The following is a 17,455-nucleotide window of genomic DNA, read 5'->3' as shown; positions in this document are numbered from 1 at the left end:
TTTCTTTGGAAAGAAGAAGATATCATCGGTCTGTTAGGTGTCTTAATTCATAATGATACTAATTCTTTAGAAATTTTACACATCTCCGTTAATCCCTCACATCGGTATCAGGGAATCGGTAAAAAGATGGTTAAAGCTCTAAAAGAAATGTATGCTGAAAAAGAAATTACTCCTAATGAAAATACAGCCGCTTTTATCGAAAAATGTGACTTTTGCTAGTCCTACCTTTAAAAAAGGCAGTGAATAATAATTTATTCGCTGCCTTTTCGCGTCTTTAATGACTGCATTCTTTCTTCGATTATACTGGTTCTGTCGCGTAATTTATGACGGTCAATAATGAATTTATTTGTCATATCACTTTGGTTTCCCCAAATAAACCCTTTTTGTTCACATGTTTTTTTCGCTAATTCAGTTAAGGAAGTGTCAAAGATTGGGATAGAGATGCTTCGATAGGTTTCACCATTCTGAAGTAACGATACTTGTTCATGTAATAAATGGATAAGCACCACGGGGTTTACTCCAAGTTTAGATATAGAATCCGGTTGTAATTCAAAAATTTTAATTGCTTTAGCTAACGTCCGCTGTGCACCGCTAAAATTATTTCGACGATGATGATAAAGAGAAACGGATAATAATATGAAGCCAACCCAGATGGAATTTTTGTTTCTCGGATCTGTCTTTTTCCAATAGTCTTCAAGAAGTTCATGGCATTCAAAATAATCACGGTCACCATGGAAATGGGCTAAAAAATGGATATACTCACTCGGGTACAAGCAATTACCCCCCTTACTAAATAATTATGTATAGTGTATCACAGTTATATGCTGTCTCGGATAAATAAAAAAACCCGTCATGAAAGACGGGTCCAGTAAGTCTAACGTTAATGGCTGCTTTAATGAACTGGTTTTGTAGTAGTTCTTCAGCCTTCCTGTCTAATTAATAAACCCAGGAAGCACCAACAATAATTAACAAAATAAATAGAACTACAATTAAAGCAAATCCGGATCCAAATCCATCAGACATATTCACTACCTCCTAAAATGATGTTTTGTTCTTTTCCTTGTCATCATATGTAGGATATTTGTCCAATGTCATGGGCAAACATCATGATTTGATAATATTCCCTCATGAAGGTGATTTTTCTATTGGATAACCTTATTTAATCCTCTATACTATTAATAGTCGAAGTGAATAATCAACAACTTATATTTAAAGAATTTTGGTGAAGTACAATGCCATACCAGGTGAAAATTGATGCATTTGAAGGACCGTTAGATTTGCTGCTCCATTTAATTAATGGGCTCGAAATTGACATATATGATATTCCAGTTGCCCAAATAACCGAGCAGTACTTAATGTATATTAAGACAATGAAGGAGCTTAAGTTAGATGTTGCAAGCGAGTTTTTGGTAATGGCTGCGACATTACTTGTCATTAAGAGTAAAATGCTTTTACCCAAACATGAGGAGGATCCAGGTTATGAGGATCCCGATATTTTATATGAAGAAGACCCAAGAGATGAACTTGTTGAGCGGCTAATCGAATATCGAAAATATAAAGAAGCAGCACATGACTTAAAATCAATGGAAGTAGAGCGTGGGCTTATATATACAAAGCCGCCAAGTGATCTCTCCGAGTTTACGAAGGAAAGCCAGCCTGAAAAAGCAGAGCTAAATGTTTCACTATATGATATGCTTGCGGCTTTTCAAAAATTAATGCGACGGAAGAAGCTTCAACGCCCAATAGCTACGAAGATTGCTCGCCAAGAAATATCGATTGATACCAGAATGACGGAAATTATGGCTGAATTAAAACAGCTTAAAGGTCGAAAAAACTTTAATGATTTATTTCCTTATCCTACGAAAGACCATATTGTAGTTACTTTTTTGGCGATTTTAGAGCTAATAAAAAGAAAAGAAATCGATGCACAGCAACAAGAGAACTTTGGAGATATTTATGTTGAAGCAGTAAAGGAAGGGGCAGAAATGATTGGACATCATTAAGTGGAACAGCATTCTAGAGAGCCTTTTGTTTGCTGCTGGAGATGAAGGTCTTTCATTAAAACAACTAGCAGAGGTCCTTGAAGTAAATGAACTAAAAGCAAATGAAATCATCGATGATTTGAAAAAAGAATATGACCGTGATACTAATAGGGGAATTATGATCGTTCAGCTTGCGGGAACATATCAACTTGCCACAAAAAAAGAAAATGCTGCCTATTTAAAAAAGCTAGTTGATTCCCCGCATACGTCTACATTGTCACAGGCAGCTTTAGAAACGTTAGCGATCATTGCCTATAAACAGCCAATAACTCGGGCTGAAATCGAGGAAATACGTGGTGTCAAAACAGAGAGACCGTTGCATACTCTGATGGCAAAAGCGTTGATCAAAGAGGTTGGTCGTGCGGAAGGGACTGGAAGAGCCTATTTATATGGGACGACAAAAGAGTTTCTTGATTACTTTGGTCTAAAGAGTATTGAAGAACTTCCTCAACTTCCCGAGAAGGCAGAAGAGGAATTTATTCAAGAAGAGGCAGATTTATTTTTTGAGAGATTTCAGGACACGATTAATTCTTAATTTTCAAATACTTATCCGAATTTATGATAAAATGAATCTAAGTAAATTATTCAATTCTTTCTAAGGTGAGTTGATCAGATTTATTTGCCATATTTTCATTGGCCAAGGAGTGAAATTAATTTGTTAATTAAAGAGTGCAAAGGGTTTGAATTAGAAAAAGAAAAATCAAATACTTCTGAGGATTTTTTTAACAGAAGCATCGTTACCTTTTATGAAGATGGAGAGGAAAAAACCCTTCATGTTCTATACGTAAGGTATTTTGATGAAATCCGTCATGAATTTACACCATACCAGCAAGACCCAATTTTTGTTCAGCAAGATCATGAAATTGCCTTTAAAGATATTGTAGCGTTAGTCTGTCTCGTGAAAAACCCAGGTCTGCGCAGACGGAAAAGGCTTTATATTAATTCTAAGCAGGAATTTGCTTCTTATTTTCAAGATATCAATTTTAATAAATTACCTGAAATATTTCTGTCTCTAAATCAAAAAAAATTATATGAGCTTCGTTCTCCGCTTGATTTTATTTTGCAGCCACAGTAAGAATACTAAACTAAGTAAAAAATTCAGGGGGTACACAATGGGGAATACATTGGTAAAAACACAATTAAATGATGTAAAGAGTTTTCTAGGAAAGTCCATTTTAACATTAGAGAGTTTTTTAAATGAAGCAACTATTTCACAATTAAACTTAGAGAATGAAGAAGATCGTAACTATAATAAATTGATCTTTGCAAATTTACGAAAATTAGCTGTTTATAGCGAGGAAGGGTTAGATTCATGCTCCGTTATTTTGCAGGGCAACCCTTTTCAAAAAGCAGCAGCGGAAAAGACTCTTTATAAAATTTACCATCAATGTATTGAAGAGTTTTTCTCACCGAAAAATGATGCGTGGTATGAGGACAGCAGGTCAGCTTACACTGGAAGAAATTCTATTAAGTTTTACCGTTCTGTATCAGATAATATCGTACAGTTGGTTAAAAGTTTAGAAGGTGACTTTCAACGAATCAGGGAAGAACTTGAGTATTATGAAACAGATTACAGAACTAAAATGATTCAATCAAAATAAAAAGCTTCAGCCCCTAGGCGCTGAAGCTGGACTGTTATCATAGTTCAAAAACTTAATATTTTTATTCTAAAAGGCTGTCCTACTAGGGCAGCTTTGTTTTTTGTTCTTATTAAACCGTAACACTCATACCATTTAGGTAGATTACTTTTCAACAACAAGTCAGGAATGAGGGATGGCATGGATAAATTTAGTCAATATGTTAACGAAATGTTTGAGTGGAATGAGCAAATGAAGCAGTTTCTTCAATCGGAAAAAGAGGGCAGCAGCTCAGAGTTATGGGGACAACTGGATAATTTTACAGAGTTAATCGAAAGCACAAGAACGCAGTTGTCAAATGAAGAACTACTAACATTACAAGCTAAGGCTGAATATATCCATGAGCAAATGGAACATTACTTTAAAAGAAAACAAGCGGGCGGTGACATATGGCTGGCAGAGAAAAGAGTTCCTGCAGGTGGGCATACACTGCCTAACCTCCCCTATCCCTATAATGCTTTGGAACCTTTTATTTCAGAGGAAATTATGAGACTTCATCATGATAAGCATCACCAGGCATATGTTGATGGATTAAATAATGCAGAACTTAAACTTAAAAAAGCAAGGGAAACAAATGATTTCGCATTGATTAAGCACTGGTCAAGAGAACTTGCCTTTCACGGCTCAGGGCATTATCTTCATTCGATTTTTTGGAAGAACATGAGCCCGCATGGAGGCGGGAGTCCACAAGGACCGTTAAAAAGTGAAATAGAAAAATACTTTGGCAGTTTTTCGGCATTTAAGAAGCAATTTTCTGAAGCCGCTAAACAAGTTGAAGGGGTAGGCTGGGCCATATTGGTTTGGTCACCTCAAGCAAGACATTTGGAGATTTTACAATCTGAACGACATATGCTTTTGACCCAATGGGATACTATTCCACTCTTGGTATTAGATGTTTGGGAGCATGCTTATTATCTTCAGTACAAGAATAAAAGACCTGAATATGTTGACAACTGGTGGAACATAGTCAATTGGCATGATGTAGAAATGCGCTTTGAAAAAGCAGCTGACATAAAATGGACAGCATTTTAATAAGGGAAATGATTATGGAGCAGACGGCACTATGTCGTCTGCTTTCGTTTTTCTTCAGCAAGTTGTCATAACAAGCCTTGTCCTGCATAAACTTGTACAAGAAAAATGAAAAGCAACTTTACAAGGGAACGAGGTTAATCTTATGAGAATGATTTGGAAGCTAGTTATGTATTCCCTCATAGTCTCACTATTCATTGCTAACATTCCTCAAAAGGTGGAAGCTTCTGTTTCCGTAAGTGCAGCAAGTGCTGTTTTAATAGAGCAGAAATCAGGGCGTATCCTTTACGAGAAAGATGCCCACACAAAAAGAAGAATCGCGAGTATTACGAAAATAATGACTGCGAAGCTAGCTATTGAATCGGGGAAAATGAATGAATATGTAAAAGTAAGTGAACAAGCAACTCGTGCGGAAGGATCATCTGTATATTTAAAGCCAGGTGAAAAAATTAAACTGAAAGATTTAGTCTATGGATTGATGCTTAGGTCTGGAAATGATACAGCTGTAGCAATCGCCGAATATGTGGGTGGAAGTGTAGAGGGGTTTGCCTATCTAATGAATCAAAAGGCAAAGCAAATCGGGATGTTAAATACCCATTTTTCCAATCCTCATGGCCTTGATGATCATGAAAATCATTACTCAACAGCCTATGACATGGCTGTGTTAATGCGTTATGCCATGCAGGATAAAACCTTTAAAAAAATCTCTGGAACAAAGGTTTATCGGGCACAAAATCCTACGGAAGATTGGGATCGTGTTTGGAAAAATAAAAACCGCTTGCTAACAAAATATAAATATACCACCGGTGGGAAAACAGGGTACACAAAACGGGCAAAACGAACTCTGGTTACAACTGCAACAAAAGGAGATATGAGTTTAATTGCAGTAACCCTGAACGGCCCTGACGATTGGAATGACCATATTTCTATGTATGAAAGTGGTTTTAAAGGGTTTGATATGGCTGAAGTATTAGCTAAGGGGAAAATTGATGGTATTAAAACTAAGGTTTATAAGAATCACCTTTATGTAAAGAAAACAATTGTCTATCCGGTTACGAGCGAAGAAATGGATTTATTTTCTATAAAATATAAGCTGAATAAACCGACCCAAAAATTTGATAATGATAAAAAGAATGATGCAGTTGTGGGTAAGGCCGTGGTTTACTTAGATGGGCGAGTTGTCCAAGAGACACCCATTTACTATCAAAATGTGCCTGAAAAGAAAGAAGGATTGTTTGATTTTGTAAAGAAAATTTTTCTGATCTTCATTGGTGTACAGGACAATGGTTAATTATATCTGGATGTTTATGTTCATTGTTGGTTTTATTTTCGCACTCATCAATGGAACAATGACTGAAGTGAACAAAGCAATCTTTGATGGGGCGAAAGAAGCGGTGACACTTTGTATCGGACTAATTAGTGTTCTGGTCTTTTGGCTTGGAATGATGCGGATTGCTGAGGAGTCTGGTCTTCTAGAGCGCCTTTCTAAACTTTTTCGGCCTCTTGTTAAACGGCTTTTTCCGGAGGTACCAGTTAACCATCCAGCGATGGGATATATATTATCCAATATGATTTCTAACATGTTTGGATTAGGGAATGCTGCCACTCCCTTAGGGATTAAGGCAATGGAAGAATTAAAAAAATTAAATGGAGGAAAGGATTCGGCTAGCAGATCCATGGTCACCTTTTTAGCCATTAATACGGCAAGTATTACGATTATTCCCACTACTGTCATTGCGATTAGAATGAACTATCATTCAGCATCTCCTACCGAGATTGTCGTTCCTACAATCATTGCGACAATTATTTCCGCACTAGGTGCAATCCTAATTGACCGTTATTTCTATTATCGCAGAAACAGAAAAGGATGAAGAGGCATGGAGCTCATTTCGGTAATTTCATTAACTTTTATTCCATTACTCATTGGGATAATACTATTATATGGTACCATCAAACGCGTCTCTACTTATGAAAGTTTTGTTGAAGGTGGAAAAGAAGGCATTAAGATTGCCGTATCCATTATTCCCTTTCTTGTTGGTATGCTTGTGGCTATTTCCGTCTTCCGGGCATCTGGTGCACTAGATGCTTTAATGAATTGGATTCGCCCACTCATGAAAACAATGGGAGTACCTGCAGAAATTGTGCCTTTACTAATCATAAGGCCAATTTCTGGGAATGCAGCACTGGGGATGACGAGTGATTTAATTGCTGTTTATGGTCCTGATTCATTTATTGGCCGTTTAGCATCTGTTTTGCAAGGGAGTACTGACACGACTTTTTATGTGTTGACCGTTTATTTTGGAGCCGTTGGGATTAAAAAAATGGGGGATGCCCTAAAAGTAGGGCTTCTCGCGGACGTTGTCGGCATTATTGCGGCGATTGCAGTTGTTGCTTTCATTTTTGGTACAAAATAATACTGAATGTAGCATGTTCTAATGGACATGCTATTTTATTTTTCCGTTATAATATCCGTTACTTTGAAAAGTGAAGGAATTATGTCATAATTCATAAGGATAGGATGCATTTTGGTGCTGTCTAATCGTTTTATATAGATAAATTCGAGGTGGAATAATGGAAAGATTACAAAAAGTAATTGCTCGGGCGGGCATTGCTTCTAGAAGAAAAGCGGAAGACCTAATAAAAGATGGGCGCGTAAAGGTTAATGGAAAGGTTGTTACAGAACTTGGTCTGAAAGTTTCTTCATCTGATAGGGTAGAAGTAAATGAAATTCAGATTGAGAAAGAAGAACCTGTTTATTTCCTTTTATATAAACCAAGAGGAGTTATCTCAAGTGTTAATGATGATAAGGGTAGAAAAGTAGTCACAGATTTCTTTCCGCATTTAAAAGAAAGAATTTATCCCGTTGGACGTCTTGATTACGATACATCTGGTTTATTAGTGTTAACCAATGATGGAGAATTTGCTAATTTACTAATGCATCCCAAAAATGAAATTGATAAAGTTTATGTAGCAAAGGTAAAAGGAATTCCCTTAAAGGAAAATTTAAGGAAATTAGAAAGGGGTATCCGTTTAGAAGATGGAAAAACAGCCCCTGCAAGAGTGAAATTGCTCTCGGCAGACAGTAAAAAACAAGCCGCGATTATTGAAATAACCATCCATGAAGGTAGAAATCGTCAGGTTAGAAGGATGTTCGAAGCGATTGGCCATGAAGTGTTGAAATTGAAGCGTGAGCGCTATGGTTTCTTAACACTAAATGGATTAAGAACAGGTGACGCTAGAGAACTGACACCACACGAAGTTAAGCAACTTAGAGCACTCGGGATGGGGTCTGCCAGAAAAAATTCATAAAACCGTCACAAATTACGTTCTGTGTTAACACTGTGAATATATTGGAAAATGCTATAATTAGACAAACTGTGACAAGTGGTTATGGGAGGGTTTTTATGAAAAAGCGGCGATTAGTTATGAGATCCGTCATCTTACTTTTACTAGGTGCTGCCGTTGTTTATACATTGTATGCAAATTTTACAAAGGATACGAAGCAAAAAGTTGCGGTAGGTGCACAGGCTCCTGATTTTGCATTGGTAGATATGCAAGGAAAAAAGCACAAGCTTTCAGATTACCGTGGACAAGGGGTATTCCTAAATTTCTGGGGAACATGGTGCCCGCCATGTAAAAAGGAAATGCCTTATATTAATAATCAGTATCATCAGTATAAGGACAAAGGCGTTCAAGTCTTGACAGTAGATATTCAAGAATCCGAGCTTGCAGTTAATCAATTTGCAGAGCGTTTAAAACTGGATTTTCCAATTATGATTGATACTGATAAAGAAGTCATGAATACTTATGGAATTGATCCGCTTCCAGCTACATTTTTGATTAATAAGAATGGCGAGGTCGTAGATTATTATACTGGTGAACTTACGGAAGAAAAAGTAAGGGAGTTTATGGAGAAAATTAAACCTTAAGGTTGTAGGGAGTTTTTTCGAATGAATGATGTTAAATGTGAATGTGGGCATGTGAATCCCCATGGAACCGTTTTATGTGAAGCATGTGGAAAAGAACTGATTATTCAAACAAATACAGATCAGCTTATCGATATGCGCTATGAAGGGAGTGCACGCCGTTCACAAACATACAATAAAACTATTATTGATAAAATATGGAACTTTTTTTCATCAGTAAAAGTTGGAGTTTGGCTGATTATTATTACCTTAATTGCCTCATCACTTGGTACCATTTTGCCTCAAGAAATGTATATCGATTTACCTGCAGATGTATACTACGAGCAAGAATATGGCTGGTTTGGTAAATTATATTACCAATTGGGATTCAATAACCTATATAGTTCTTGGTGGTACCTAGTCTTGATTGCAATGATAGGAATATCGCTAGTCATTTGTAGTCTTGATCGAGTTGTTCCATTATATAAGGCCCTTAAGGCCCAAAGAGTAACTAGACATGAGGGCTTTTTAAAACGTCAGCGTGTTTTCGGAGTGAACGAAGCAGCAAGTGAAAGCGATTTTTCGACAATCAAGAAACATTTACAAGAACGACGATACCATATTCGTGAAGAAAATGGCGATATTTTAGCCGAAAAGGGACGATTTTCTCGCTGGGGTCCATACGTAAACCATGTAGGTTTAATTATTTTCTTGTTCGGCGGTATGTTGCGCTTTATTCCCGGGATGTATGTTAATGAAGACCTTTGGGTGCGCGAAGGTGAAACGGCTGTTGTTCCAGAGACGGATGGACAGTTCTATCTTCAAAATAACAAGTTCATTCTGGAGCATTACGATAAAAATAAAGATAAAACCTTTGAAAAGGCGATTGATAAGGCTGGAGAAGTTGTAAAAAATTATCAATCTAACGTTGTTCTATATAAACGAGTTGGACAAAATCTCCCTGGTGAGAAACCAACTCTTAAGAAAGTCAAAGATTATAAGGTCCGTGTAAATTTACCACTCACATATGAAGGCTATTCGGTTTTTCAAGCTTCTTTCAGGAATGAATTAAATAAAATGTCATTTGGTTTGACAAATAAACAGACAAATAAATCCATGGGTGAACTTACAATTGACTTAAGAGACCCAAAGATGAAGTATGACCTTGGAAATGGCTATTCGGTTGAAATACTAAACTATTTTCCTGATTTTGAATTTGCAGACAATGGCGAGCCAACCACAAAATCACGCGTACCAAACAACCCTGCTTTTGTCTTTCGAATGGTCACTCCAGACAAGCCAAAAGGAGAAACGAGTTTTGTAGCCATCAAGCAAACAATTGAACCGTTCGGTGATAATCAATATAAGATGTCTTTCAAAGGAATCGAAACGACAAATGTTTCAGGCTTTATTGTTCGCAAAGATGCAACTCTATGGGTGATTATAATAGGCGGAATCATCTTTATGATTGGTGTGATACAAGGCGCCTATTGGAATCATCGCCGCATTTGGCTACAAAACAAAAACGGCGAAGTTTGGATTGCTGCGCATACAAATAAAAATTGGTATGGACTAAAACGAGAAATTGAAAGTGTATTGGCAGATACAAATCTTAATATGCCAATCGATCAAGCACAAATAGAAGAAACGGATAAGGGGGGAGTCTAGTTGGCAACATTAAGTAGTAATTTATTATTTATTTCTTTTATACTATATTTAGTTGCAACCCTATTTTTTGGTGGGTCGATTAAATCAAAAAAGCCAGGGGATGAAAAGCAAGGAACCAATAAGTGGGGGAAAATAGCTGTCTTTTTAACGATTATTGGATTTATCTCGCAGTTAGGTTACTTTATCACGAGATGGATTGCAGCCGGACACGCTCCCGTTAGTAATATGTTTGAGTTTACGACATTCTTTGGAATGGCTCTAGTCGGTGCATTTATTGTTATATATTTTATTTATCGAACCACCTTACTTGGATTATTTACCATGCCTGTGGCTATTTTGGTTATTGCTTATGCGAGTATGTTTCCGAAGGATATTTCGCCATTAATACCAGCGTTACAAAGTTATTGGCTCCATATTCATGTTACTACTGCGGCAATTGGAGAAGCTATCTTAGCAATTAGTTTTGCAGCAGGTCTTATTTATCTTGTTAAGGCAATTGATCAAACAAAATCCAGCAAACAGACATTCTGGCTTGAAATGGTGATGTTTTCACTAGTGACAGTCCTTGGTTTCGTTGCTGTATCTTCAATCTTTTCTGGTTTGGGTTTTCATGAAAAATTTAATTGGATTGATAAACACGAGAACGCGGCGGTGCTTGAATATACTATGCCTGCGCTTTCTGGTCCACATGAAGGAGAATTAGTAACTAAAGATGGATTTAAACCTTTGTTTGAGGTTCCAGCCTATATTAATGCGAAAAAATTAAATACAGTTATCTGGTCATTGATGGCGGGTCTTGTTATTTATGGCATCATTAGATTAATTTTAAGAAAGCGAATTGCTGCAGCACTAAAGCCGATTGTTAAAAACATTAAACTAGACTTTGTGGATGAAATCAGCTATCGATCTGTGTTAATCGGTTTTCCTGTCTTTACTCTAGGTGCACTTATTTTTGCAATGATTTGGGCCCAAATGGCTTGGTCGCGATTTTGGGGCTGGGATCCAAAGGAAGTATGGGCATTAATTACCTGGTTGTTTTACGCCGCATTTTTACATCTACGCCTTTCAAAAGGCTGGCATGGAGAAAAATCTGCATGGCTAGCTGTCATTGGCTTTGTCATAATTATGTTTAACCTGGTTGCAGTAAATCTCGTTATTGCTGGACTTCATTCCTATGCTGGTTAAATTGCTTTAAAACTAAATTTTATAGCCTTCACTTTTATTAAAGTGAGGGCCTTTTTAAAACTCAAATGTTTTATAGTTTGTCAAAATATTGACACAACTTTTAAGGCGAATTAGCAGGAAATTATAGCATAAAACAATAGTGTTTTGTAAAATAAACTCCATGGGGGGATTAATAATGGATAAAGACGTAAGAATTTTAGTGGTAGATGATGAGGAAAGAATTCGTCGCTTATTAAAAATGTACTTAGAGCGAGAAGATTATATAATTGATGAAGCAGAAGACGGAAATGAGGCATTAGCGAAAGCTTTTGCTAATGATTACGATGCCATTCTCCTCGACCTAATGATGCCTGGTAAGGATGGAATTGAAGTTTGTCGTGAATTAAGAGAAAAAAAAGCAACGCCAGTCATCATGCTTACCGCAAAAGGTGAAGAAATTAATCGAGTTCAAGGATTTGAAGTGGGAACAGACGATTATATTGTTAAACCATTCAGTCCACGAGAAGTTGTCTTACGGGTTAAAGCCTTGTTAAGAAGATCATCACAAACTAGTTACCTGCAAACGGAAACAACAACGAAAGACGTCATTGTATTTCCGCACCTAACAATTGATAATGATGCACACAGAGTATCAGCTGATGGTAAAGAAGTTAGTTTAACTCCAAAAGAATATGAATTACTTTATTTCTTATCGAAAGCACCAGATAAAGTTTTTGATCGTGAACAATTACTTAAAGAAGTCTGGCATTACGAGTTTTTCGGAGATCTACGTACAGTAGATACACATGTGAAGCGTCTCCGTGAAAAATTAAACAAAGTCTCCGAGCAGGCTGCAAGAATGATTGTCACAGTATGGGGTGTAGGATATAAATTTGAGGTTATTAATGAATGACCTTTTTAAGAAGTGTTGTAGGAAAGCTATGGTTAACAATCCTTTTATTAGTTTCAGTTGTGCTATTCATCTTAACAATCATGCTTCTCGAATTTTTCCAAAACTACAATACTCTTGAGATGAAAGAGGATTTAACCAACACAGCCGAGAAGATTGCTCACGTTTTAGAGGGACATACTAATGGAGAATTATCACTTGGTTTAGAGATATCCTGGGAAATTATCGATAAAGTGAATAATGTAGTCATAATCAAAAATGAGAATGAAATCTACTACTCTCCAAACACAGAAAAGACGAAAAGGTTATCATTGGCAGATATTAAGAATGACCCAAATTTATCACAAGTCTTTAAACGAGATGTTAATGTAGAAAAGGTTTCCACACTTACCTTCAATGATGAGGATGAAAAGGGTACTAAGTTTTCGATTATCGGTGTACCTTTGCATCTTCCTGGGGAAGAGCATAGTGCCGTCTTTATTTATCAATCAATGGAAGTCATGCAGGAAACAACCCATGAAACAACCAAATTTATTTTACTTGTTGCTGGTGTCGCAATTATTCTAACAACCATTTTTGCTTTCTTTTTATCTACAAGAATTGCTGCTCCGTTAAGAAAGATGCGGGAAGCTGCATTTGAAGTGGCTAGAGGGAAGTTCGATACCAAAGTTCCAATCCTTACTCACGATGAAATTGGTGAATTAGCAACTGCGTTTAATCAAATGGGCAGACAATTGAAATTCAATATGAGTGCACTTAGCCAAGAAAAAGAACAGCTTTCAAGTATTTTAAGTAGTATGGCAGATGGAGTAATTACTTTTAATCGGGACGGTACGATATTAATTACCAATCCCCCAGCTGATCGTTTTCTACAATATTGGTATTATGAAATGGGTGGATTTAGTTCTGATTCTGAGGCAATCCCAACAGAGGTAATGGATCTATTCCAACAAGCAGTAAATACTGAGTCCGAACAAGTTGGTGAAATTTCGTTTCAAGGCAGGCACTGGGTCATTCTGGTAAGTCCATTATATAGTAACCGATTTATCCGGGGTGCTGTTGCTGTTTTAAGGGATATGACAGAGGAACGGCAGTTAGATAAAATGAGACAAGACTTTATTGCGAATGTTTCACATGAACTTAGAACGCCTATATCGATGTTACAAGGGTATAGTGAAGCGATTGTAGATGATATTGCAGAATCCCAAGAAGAGAAAAAGGAAATGGCAAAGGTCATTTACGATGAATCATTAAGGATGGGCAGGCTTGTAAATGAATTGCTTGATTTGGCCCGAATGGAAGCAGGACATCTTCTATTAACAAAGGAAGAAATTGATATTTCATCATTTATTAATCGGATTATCCATAAGTTTCAGGGATTAGCTAAAGAGAATGAAGTTCAATTGTATGCAGAAATTGAAAATGGAATCACCTCTATTTCGTTTGATCCTGATCGTATTGAACAGGTACTAACTAATTTAATCGATAATGCGATTAGACATACACCTAAAGGTGGTTCGGTTAAATTAAGTGTCACATCAGAAGAAATGGGAATTATGATCAGGGTAAAGGATTCTGGCTCTGGTATTCCCGAAGAAGACTTGCCGTTCGTCTTTGAACGTTTTTATAAAGCCGATAAAGCTCGAACTAGAGGAAGAGCAGGGACTGGACTTGGACTTGCCATAGCTAAAAATATTATAGATGCACACCATGGCCATATTTCGGTTCAGAGTAAAATCGGGCATGGAACGACATTTTCCTTCTTAGTCCCTCGAAAATAGTAAAATGAACAAGTTTTTTGCCGATTGTTCTTGATTCACGGGGAACACTTTAAAACTCATCCTAAGGATGAGTTTTTTTATAGGATTTTCAGAAAGTGAATTCCAAATAATCCCTTTCATTTTGTCACAAAAACGACTATATTTATAAGGTGAAACTTTTTATACATATAATGCGACTAATATTATGAACGGGGAGGGGAATTGATGGACTCCGTTTTCGATGAACTTTATCAAAAATACCATCACGATGTTTTTCAATTTCTATTTTATATGGTTAGAAACAAAGAACAAGCAGAAGATCTTGTCCAAGAGGTGTATATAAGGGTATTTAAATCCTATCGGCGTTTTGAAGGGAAAAGCAGCGAGAAAACATGGCTGTTTTCGATTGCAAGAAATGTAGCCATAGACTTTTTTCGAAAACAAAAGGGATGGAAAGAGAGATTACTGGAAAAATTCGATTGGTCAACTGATCAACTGAAAGATGGATATCCGATTCCAGAAGAAATTGCGGTACAAAGGGAAGAAATCCGATGGGTATATACTTGCCTGGAATATTGCACACTGGATCAACGAGCTGTAATAATTCTAAGGTATATACAAGATTTATCTATTGCTGAAACAGCCCAAGCATTAGGATGGACTGAAAGTAAGGTAAAAACTACACAACACCGTTCCTTAAAGGTTTTGAAGAAGCATATGGAATTTTCTTATGAAAAGGAGGGAACAGCTAGTGAAAAAGTCAGAGTGGAGCGATAAGCAGCTCGAAGAATTATTAAGGCATATGCCTAAAATACAAGATGATCGCAATCCTCGTGACATTTATCGAAATCTTCCAATAAGAAAAACAAAACCAAAACCAAAACAATGGCTGGTACCTGGTCTTGCAACTGTTGCTGCCTTGCTCATATTCTTTATCTTAATTCCTAAATTAATGGTCGGGCCACAATACTCAGAGGATAATGCTAGTCAAGAGAAATCATCTGTAGAGCGAGATATACAAACGGCAGATAAAAATTCAACGATTGCTTTAAAAAAGGATGATACAAGTTCAAAAGCAAGAACATTTTCAGGAGCGGATAAGACTCAAACTTTGAAAACGGCTATTTATGATGAAGAAGTGGGCAAAGGAAAAGTGTTAACCTATTGGATTCCTGACCCGCAAATACAAATTCTTGTACCTGTTTCAACGATTATTCATGATTCAAATGAGAGAACATGGCTGGAGTTATTTAATGAAAATATGGTGAATTTAAAGGAGCAAGAATGGGGGTTAAGTGAATTCTACCCTCTTAATGCTTCATTGAAACTTGATAATAAGAATAAAGCAATCATAGTGGATTTGCCATTAAACCATCAGTATGGACAAGGTTCAGCGACAGAAACAAATTTTATTAATGTACTGCAAAAAGATATCTCCTCCAATAGTAAGTTAAAAAAGATAAAATTTTCAACTAATGGTGAACCTGGTATTGAATTGGGGAATTATGGTCATCAGGAAGAAGTAAGCATACAGCAACAAAAGAATCATGCCTTCTTCTTTTACTATTCCGAAGGTAATGAAATACCCTTCCTAGTGCCATCTATAGAAAAATATAAAGATATTAAGATGGCTGTTGAGGATATGAAAAAGGATCAGCCTACACTAGGGTTAAAAAGTTCGCTTTTACCTGCACTGCCGATTGATGAGGTGTCAATTAAAGAGAAAACGTTAATTGTATCAATGAAGGAAGATACGAACCTTCAAGATGATCAACCGACAATAAACGCATATGAGTCACTGTTATTAACTGCAAAAGAATTCGGGTTAGAAAAAGTCCTTATTACGAATCCGCCAATAAAAAATATTGGTCCATTCGACCTCTCAAAAGAGAACAAAGTACCACTGGCCCCGAATCAACGGACATTACAATAATTTTTTAATCAACCGTTAAAGGTTGATTTTTTTATGAATATTATTTATCATTTCTCCAAATTATAACAAGTATGTCTAATCACTCCACCGATAAGGAATATGTTCTAAAGGTGAAAAAAACTACATATTGTGTGGAGGAGGAAAAGAATTAAGGAGAGTGACTAAAGAAAATGCGAGATTACATAAAAAGGGTTATTATTGCCCTAATTATGGCGCTATGTGTCAGTTTGTTATTTTTAGGAGGAAGGCATTCAGAAGCCAGTATGAAGATTGATAAAGAGGTTAAAGATGGGTGGATATGGCCTGCAGATGGTATAGTTTCTGATACATATGGAACAAGGATGGGTAAGCATAAGGGGATAGATATCGCTGGAAAATTAAATACACCTGTACTGGCCGTGGCTGACGGCCAAGTGGTGAAATCTTATTACTCTAATACATATGGAAATGTAGTGTTTATTAAACACCCAAGTCATATAGTGACTGTCTACGCACACTTAAACAAGCGGAACGTGTATAAAGGGCAAAAGATTAAGCAAGGGACAGTAATAGGGAAAATGGGGGAAACTGGACAAGCTACCGGGACACATCTCCATTTTGAAACGCATCAGCAAGAATGGAGATATGATAAGAAATTTGCCTTGGATCCAGAAAAGATATTAGGAAAAGCAGATACCGGGGAGACTGTTCGCGGAGGGATTGCGGCAAGTAATCACGATGTATTAGAGGCGAGTTCACATATTAATGAGGTTAAAAGCAAAGTGACGAACCAGCAATATATCGTCAAACAGGGTGATACATTGTATTCAATTTCGAAGAAAAAAAACATTTCGGTGACCCGGATTAAAGAGCTAAACCATCTTTCCACCGACCTGATTAGACCTAAACAAATATTAAATGTACATTAATCTCGGGCAACAAAACCCCGCAGACTGCTGTCTGCGGGGTTTTGTTGTTGAAATCTTTTTACTTAACAAAAGAGATGTTCTACAGTATAATTAAAATTGTAATTTAATATCGATCTATCTTCGGGGCAGGGTGAAATTCCCGATCGGCGGTATTTGAGTAAAAACTCATAAGCCCGCGAGCCGTTTTAGGCAGGATTTGGTGAGATTCCAAAGCCGACAGTATAGTCTGGATGGGAGAAGATGGAGGTTCTGCAGACGTTCAAAAATTATATATTAATGAACGTTTATTAAGCGTGCCTTTGTAAACTCCCTCAAGCAATTATTGCTGAGGGAGTTTTTATTTACATTGGTCTCGTCTGTTTGCTGAACCTCTCTTCCTTAACGCGATGGATCAAAAAAGGAGAGAGGAAGATGAAGAAAATGCAGAAAAAGAGGAAAATGAACGTTAGGGCCTATGTGTCAATAGGATTGCTGAGTAGTATTGCTTTTCTGTTAATGC

General features: G+C 36.8%; 20 protein-coding genes and 1 riboswitch. Of the genes, 18 read left to right on the top strand and 2 right to left on the bottom strand.

The window, feature by feature from the left end; genetic code table 11:
• A partial coding sequence (locus V7659_RS05380) for a GNAT family N-acetyltransferase (protein ID WP_335538621.1) occupies positions 1-219 on the top strand: 219 nt, incomplete at its 5' end.
• Positions 220-251: 32 nt separating this feature from the next.
• On the opposite strand, the gene V7659_RS05375 is transcribed toward V7659_RS05380, so the two are convergent.
• Together V7659_RS05375 and V7659_RS05370 are read right to left on the bottom strand one after the other, a co-directional pair.
• On the bottom strand, positions 252-773 hold the full coding sequence (locus V7659_RS05375; RefSeq protein WP_335538620.1) for a DUF309 domain-containing protein: 522 nt from the start codon (positions 771-773) through the stop codon (positions 252-254).
• A 163-nt stretch (positions 774-936) separates the two neighbouring features.
• On the bottom strand, positions 937-1,023 hold the full coding sequence (locus V7659_RS05370) for a YjcZ family sporulation protein (RefSeq protein WP_142292238.1): 87 nt from the start codon (positions 1,021-1,023) through the stop codon (positions 937-939).
• Between the two features lie 209 nt (positions 1,024-1,232).
• Here V7659_RS05370 and V7659_RS05365 point away from each other — a divergent pair, with 209 nt between their 5' ends.
• The 17 genes from V7659_RS05365 to V7659_RS05285 all read left to right on the top strand — a co-directional run bounded on the left by V7659_RS05365 (position 1,233) and on the right by V7659_RS05285 (position 16,956).
• Entirely contained in the window at positions 1,233-2,003 is a 771-nt protein-coding gene (locus tag V7659_RS05365; protein ID WP_335538619.1) for a segregation/condensation protein A, read from the top strand.
• Positions 1,990-2,577: an SMC-Scp complex subunit ScpB gene (gene scpB, locus V7659_RS05360; RefSeq protein WP_335538617.1), complete on the top strand. Its 588-nt coding sequence runs from the start codon at positions 1,990-1,992 to the stop codon at positions 2,575-2,577. The genes V7659_RS05365 and scpB overlap by 14 nt, the downstream gene beginning before the upstream one ends.
• A 120-nt stretch (positions 2,578-2,697) precedes the next feature.
• Positions 2,698-3,117: a hypothetical protein gene (locus V7659_RS05355; protein ID WP_335538615.1), complete on the top strand. Its 420-nt coding sequence runs from the start codon at positions 2,698-2,700 to the stop codon at positions 3,115-3,117.
• Positions 3,118-3,154: 37 nt separating this feature from the next.
• Positions 3,155-3,643: a YpuI family protein gene (locus V7659_RS05350; RefSeq protein WP_335538613.1), complete on the top strand. Its 489-nt coding sequence runs from the start codon at positions 3,155-3,157 to the stop codon at positions 3,641-3,643.
• Between the two features lie 177 nt (positions 3,644-3,820).
• A complete protein-coding gene (locus tag V7659_RS05345) occupies positions 3,821-4,711 on the top strand; it encodes a superoxide dismutase (RefSeq protein WP_335538611.1) in 891 nt (296 codons plus the stop codon).
• 142 nt (positions 4,712-4,853) lie between these two features.
• Positions 4,854-5,999, top strand: a complete 1,146-nt coding sequence (locus V7659_RS05340) for a D-alanyl-D-alanine carboxypeptidase family protein (protein WP_335538610.1) — start codon at positions 4,854-4,856, stop codon at positions 5,997-5,999.
• A complete protein-coding gene (locus V7659_RS05335) occupies positions 5,992-6,579 on the top strand; it encodes a nucleoside recognition domain-containing protein (RefSeq protein ID WP_335538608.1) in 588 nt (195 codons plus the stop codon). The genes V7659_RS05340 and V7659_RS05335 overlap by 8 nt, the downstream gene beginning before the upstream one ends.
• A 6-nt stretch (positions 6,580-6,585) precedes the next feature.
• Positions 6,586-7,122 carry a spore maturation protein gene (locus V7659_RS05330; RefSeq protein WP_335538606.1) on the top strand — a complete coding sequence of 179 codons (537 nt, stop codon included), beginning with the start codon at positions 6,586-6,588 and terminating at the stop codon, positions 7,120-7,122.
• Between the two features lie 157 nt (positions 7,123-7,279).
• Positions 7,280-8,017 carry a 23S rRNA pseudouridine(2605) synthase RluB gene (gene rluB, locus V7659_RS05325; protein ID WP_335538604.1) on the top strand — a complete coding sequence of 246 codons (738 nt, stop codon included), beginning with the start codon at positions 7,280-7,282 and terminating at the stop codon, positions 8,015-8,017.
• A 95-nt stretch (positions 8,018-8,112) separates the two neighbouring features.
• On the top strand, positions 8,113-8,637 hold the full coding sequence (gene resA, locus V7659_RS05320) for a thiol-disulfide oxidoreductase ResA (protein ID WP_335538602.1): 525 nt from the start codon (positions 8,113-8,115) through the stop codon (positions 8,635-8,637).
• A gap of 21 nt (positions 8,638-8,658) precedes the next feature.
• Positions 8,659-10,281 (top strand): cytochrome c biogenesis protein ResB, encoded by a 1,623-nt coding sequence (resB, locus tag V7659_RS05315; RefSeq protein WP_335538599.1) that lies wholly within the window; start codon positions 8,659-8,661, stop codon positions 10,279-10,281.
• Positions 10,282-11,466, top strand: a complete 1,185-nt coding sequence (gene ccsB / locus V7659_RS05310) for a c-type cytochrome biogenesis protein CcsB (protein ID WP_335538598.1) — start codon at positions 10,282-10,284, stop codon at positions 11,464-11,466.
• A 175-nt stretch (positions 11,467-11,641) separates the two neighbouring features.
• Entirely contained in the window at positions 11,642-12,358 is a 717-nt protein-coding gene (locus V7659_RS05305; protein ID WP_335538597.1) for a response regulator transcription factor, read from the top strand.
• Entirely contained in the window at positions 12,355-14,136 is a 1,782-nt protein-coding gene (locus V7659_RS05300) for an ATP-binding protein (protein ID WP_335538596.1), read from the top strand. The genes V7659_RS05305 and V7659_RS05300 overlap by 4 nt, the downstream gene beginning before the upstream one ends.
• 204 nt (positions 14,137-14,340) lie before the next feature.
• A complete protein-coding gene (gene sigX, locus V7659_RS05295) occupies positions 14,341-14,892 on the top strand; it encodes an RNA polymerase sigma factor SigX (protein WP_144547538.1) in 552 nt (183 codons plus the stop codon).
• Positions 14,867-16,048 (top strand): hypothetical protein, encoded by a 1,182-nt coding sequence (locus V7659_RS05290; protein ID WP_335538593.1) that lies wholly within the window; start codon positions 14,867-14,869, stop codon positions 16,046-16,048. The genes sigX and V7659_RS05290 overlap by 26 nt, the downstream gene beginning before the upstream one ends.
• 170 nt (positions 16,049-16,218) lie before the next feature.
• Positions 16,219-16,956 carry a peptidoglycan DD-metalloendopeptidase family protein gene (locus V7659_RS05285; protein ID WP_335538591.1) on the top strand — a complete coding sequence of 246 codons (738 nt, stop codon included), beginning with the start codon at positions 16,219-16,221 and terminating at the stop codon, positions 16,954-16,956.
• 112 nt (positions 16,957-17,068) lie between these two features.
• A riboswitch (FMN riboswitch) is annotated at positions 17,069-17,202 on the top strand.
• The last annotated feature ends 253 nt before the right edge of the window (positions 17,203-17,455 follow it).

Origin of the sequence: Neobacillus drentensis (genome assembly GCF_036966985.1) — a bacterium.
Taxonomy (GTDB): Bacteria; Bacillota; Bacilli; order Bacillales; family Cytobacillaceae; genus Neobacillus; species Neobacillus drentensis_E.
This window is presented reverse-complemented; position numbering and strand designations above follow the sequence as displayed.

Coding starts and splice junctions, on each gene's coding strand:
- V7659_RS05330 (WP_335538606.1), top strand. CDS start 6,586: ATGGAGCTCATTTCGGTAATTTCATTAACTTTTATTCCATTACTCATT.
- V7659_RS05305 (WP_335538597.1), top strand. CDS start 11,642: ATGGATAAAGACGTAAGAATTTTAGTGGTAGATGATGAGGAAAGAATT.
- V7659_RS05285 (WP_335538591.1), top strand. CDS start 16,219: ATGCGAGATTACATAAAAAGGGTTATTATTGCCCTAATTATGGCGCTA.
- V7659_RS05370 (WP_142292238.1), bottom strand. CDS start 1,023: ATGTCTGATGGATTTGGATCCGGATTTGCTTTAATTGTAGTTCTATTT.
- V7659_RS05335 (WP_335538608.1), top strand. CDS start 5,992: ATGGTTAATTATATCTGGATGTTTATGTTCATTGTTGGTTTTATTTTC.
- V7659_RS05340 (WP_335538610.1), top strand. CDS start 4,854: ATGAGAATGATTTGGAAGCTAGTTATGTATTCCCTCATAGTCTCACTA.
- V7659_RS05345 (WP_335538611.1), top strand. CDS start 3,821: ATGGATAAATTTAGTCAATATGTTAACGAAATGTTTGAGTGGAATGAG.
- V7659_RS05300 (WP_335538596.1), top strand. CDS start 12,355: ATGACCTTTTTAAGAAGTGTTGTAGGAAAGCTATGGTTAACAATCCTT.
- resA (WP_335538602.1), top strand. CDS start 8,113: ATGAAAAAGCGGCGATTAGTTATGAGATCCGTCATCTTACTTTTACTA.
- V7659_RS05350 (WP_335538613.1), top strand. CDS start 3,155: ATGGGGAATACATTGGTAAAAACACAATTAAATGATGTAAAGAGTTTT.
- sigX (WP_144547538.1), top strand. CDS start 14,341: ATGGACTCCGTTTTCGATGAACTTTATCAAAAATACCATCACGATGTT.
- resB (WP_335538599.1), top strand. CDS start 8,659: ATGAATGATGTTAAATGTGAATGTGGGCATGTGAATCCCCATGGAACC.
- rluB (WP_335538604.1), top strand. CDS start 7,280: ATGGAAAGATTACAAAAAGTAATTGCTCGGGCGGGCATTGCTTCTAGA.
- V7659_RS05365 (WP_335538619.1), top strand. CDS start 1,233: ATGCCATACCAGGTGAAAATTGATGCATTTGAAGGACCGTTAGATTTG.